General features: G+C 36.3%; 2 protein-coding genes. Both read left to right on the forward strand.

The genetic code is table 11. The features are described 5' to 3' along the window. Positions 1-102: 102 nt before the first annotated feature. On the forward strand, positions 103-702 hold the full coding sequence (locus COZ07_RS07385; RefSeq protein WP_406607930.1) for an HAD family phosphatase: 600 nt from the start codon (positions 103-105) through the stop codon (positions 700-702). A 100-nt stretch (positions 703-802) separates the two neighbouring features. Further along, positions 803-2,179: a dihydroorotase family protein gene (gene allB / locus COZ07_RS07390; RefSeq protein WP_406607931.1), complete on the forward strand. Its 1,377-nt coding sequence runs from the start codon at positions 803-805 to the stop codon at positions 2,177-2,179. Positions 2,180-2,592 lie beyond the last annotated feature (413 nt).

The following is a 2,592-nucleotide window of genomic DNA, read 5'->3' on the forward strand; positions in this document are numbered from 1 at the left end:
AGTAGCTGCTATGGCAAGCCTTCCCATATTGATTGTATTTTTTAAACTCTCCAAGTATTTCTTAAGTGGGGCAGACTTATATTCTTCCAGGAAAGGATGATTATGGAAAAACTTTTTATTTTCGACATGGGGGGCGTCTTGTGTTGTGACTTTAATGATATTCCCGTTATAAGTGATTATCTGGGAATTACTGAAGAAAATTTTTTTATTTGTGTTGGTGAAAATTTTAGAAAACTTCTTGATGGAAAAATTAACAGTAATGAATTTTGGGTAAGATTTTCTTTAAGATATGGAAAGAAAGTGAAAGAGGAATTATTTGGTAAATTTTTTAACCCGGGAATAAATCAGGATACAAAGGATATAATAAAACAACTTAAAAATAATTCAAGGGTTGTTTGTGGCACTAACACTATTGATTCGCATTATTACTATCTTTTAAATCAAGGCGATTACGATATTTTCGATGCAGTTTATGCCTCTAATTTAATTGGCCTATCCAAACCTGATCCGGATTTTTATCGGCATATTCTGAGAAGTGAGGGCGTTAAACCCGAAGAGGCAGTTTTTATAGATGATACGGAAGAAAATGTCCTTTCTGCGCAAGAAATCGGCATCAACTCTATTCTTTTTACCGATCCCGATTCTTTAAAAATTAGATTAAAGAATTTAACGATTATTCATAAAATTAAAAAACAAGTGTAGGGGCTCGATTCATCGAACCCGCAGAAAACTTTAAATATACATAAGATAATGTTATAATTAAAATAATTTCATTTAAAATGGGAAACCAAGAGGAGATAAGGTGCTAAGAATTAAAAATGCCCGGATGGTGAAAAATGAAGAGTGGAAAGAAGTAAACATCTATGTGGAAAAGGGGAAGATAAAAGATATTGTACCAGGAGATGAGGCATTGCTTTCTGTGAAAAAAGAAATTGATGCCCAAGGAAAGGTAGTATTCCCTGGCTTTATTGACCCTCATGTGCATTTTGATGACCCTGGATTTACGGAGAGAGAAGATTTTGAGACCGGGACTAAGAGTGCAGCAGCAGGGGGTATTACTACTATTATCGATATGCCTTGTACTTCTATTCCACCGATTACCACTGCTTCAAATTATGATTACAAACTAAAGATAGTAAAACCAAAAGCCTATGTAGATTTTGCCTTCTGGGGAGGGGTAACCCCGGAGCAAGTAGAATCAGGAGAATATAAGAAAAGCTTAAAAGAATTAAAAGATAGAGGTATCATCGGAGTAAAATTTTATACCATTTCCGGGATGGAACTCTACCCCAGGATGCCGCTCCCGGATATGGATAAAACCTTTAGAATATTGAAAGATTTAAATCTGGTTTGCGCGGTACACGCAGAGGATTATTATTTGGTGGAATATTATTCTCATCTGATGCAGGAGATGGGGAGAGAAGATCCCGAGAGCTGGTCTGAGGGAAGGACATATGAGGCAGAACCAGAGGCCATCTGGTCGGTAGTCGGGATTACTGAAAAAGTCGGGAATAAACTGCATCTAGTACACCTTTCTACCAAGGCAGGATTAAATATTATTCGCTGGGCCAAAGCTCATAAATTAGATGTAACTACCGAAACCTGCCCACAGTATTTAATTTTTACCGTTGAAGACCTTAAAAGAAGGGGATCGATTTTGAAAATTGCACCACCTTTACGTAGAGAAGAAGATCAAAATGCACTCTGGGAAGGATTAAAAGATGGTTCCATTGATTTTATTTGCACCGACCATGCAGCGGGGAAATATCCGGAAGAAAAATCATCTCCTAATATCTGGAAGAATTACGCCGGTATCCCCGGTACACAGTTAGTTGTTCCTACTTTGCTCCACTATGGCTATCACAGTGGTAGATTAAATTTAACTGAAATTCAAAAATTAATGTCTGAGAATGCGGCTAAAAGGTACGGACTTTATCCCCAAAAGGGAGCCATTCAGGTAGGAAGTGATGCAGACTTTTCTGTTGTAGACCTGGATAAAGAATGGACCGTAGAGCCCTCAAAGCTGAAAAGTAAAGGAAAATACTCTCCCCTCGCCGGGAAGACTTTAAGAGGGAAAATATACATGACTATCCTCCGTGGGGAAATAGTATATAAAGACTATGAAGGGGTAATTGGGGAAAAAGGATATGGGGAATTGGTGAAGAGCAAGGTAAAGTAATAATTAAAAGATTTGGAATTAATCGAATTTTAACTGGAAGCAGGAGGGAAAGAAGCAATAGTTACCAATCAGAGTCATTAAAAAGTCTTAAAGGGCCAGACGAGAACTTATATTTACCTACAGAAGAGATGATGCTAAAAATAAATAATTTCTTGAGGAGGTGATAGGCTTCAGTTTTGTAAAATTTAATTCTAATAATAGAGGAAGGAGGTGAAAAATAGTATTAGTGCCTGAATAATTAATTTTGTTAAATTAAAAAATAAAAATTAGGTGGTAATGAAAAAATGAAAATAAAATATTTAAGGTTTTTTATAGTAGGAATGTTAGTAATTTTTTTAGTCAGTGCGTTGTCTATATCAGGAATAGCAAAGGCTCCAAGTGATTATAAAATGGTTTTAATTCTACCCGGGCCC

Source organism: Candidatus Infernicultor aquiphilus (assembly GCF_002784285.1).
GTDB classification, from domain to species: domain Bacteria; phylum Atribacterota; class Phoenicimicrobiia; order Phoenicimicrobiales; family Phoenicimicrobiaceae; genus Infernicultor; species Infernicultor aquiphilus.

Excerpts from the sequence above, each read along its gene's own strand:
- COZ07_RS07385 (WP_406607930.1), top strand. The coding sequence starts at position 103 with ATGGAAAAACTTTTTATTTTCGACATGGGGGGCGTCTTGTGTTGTGAC.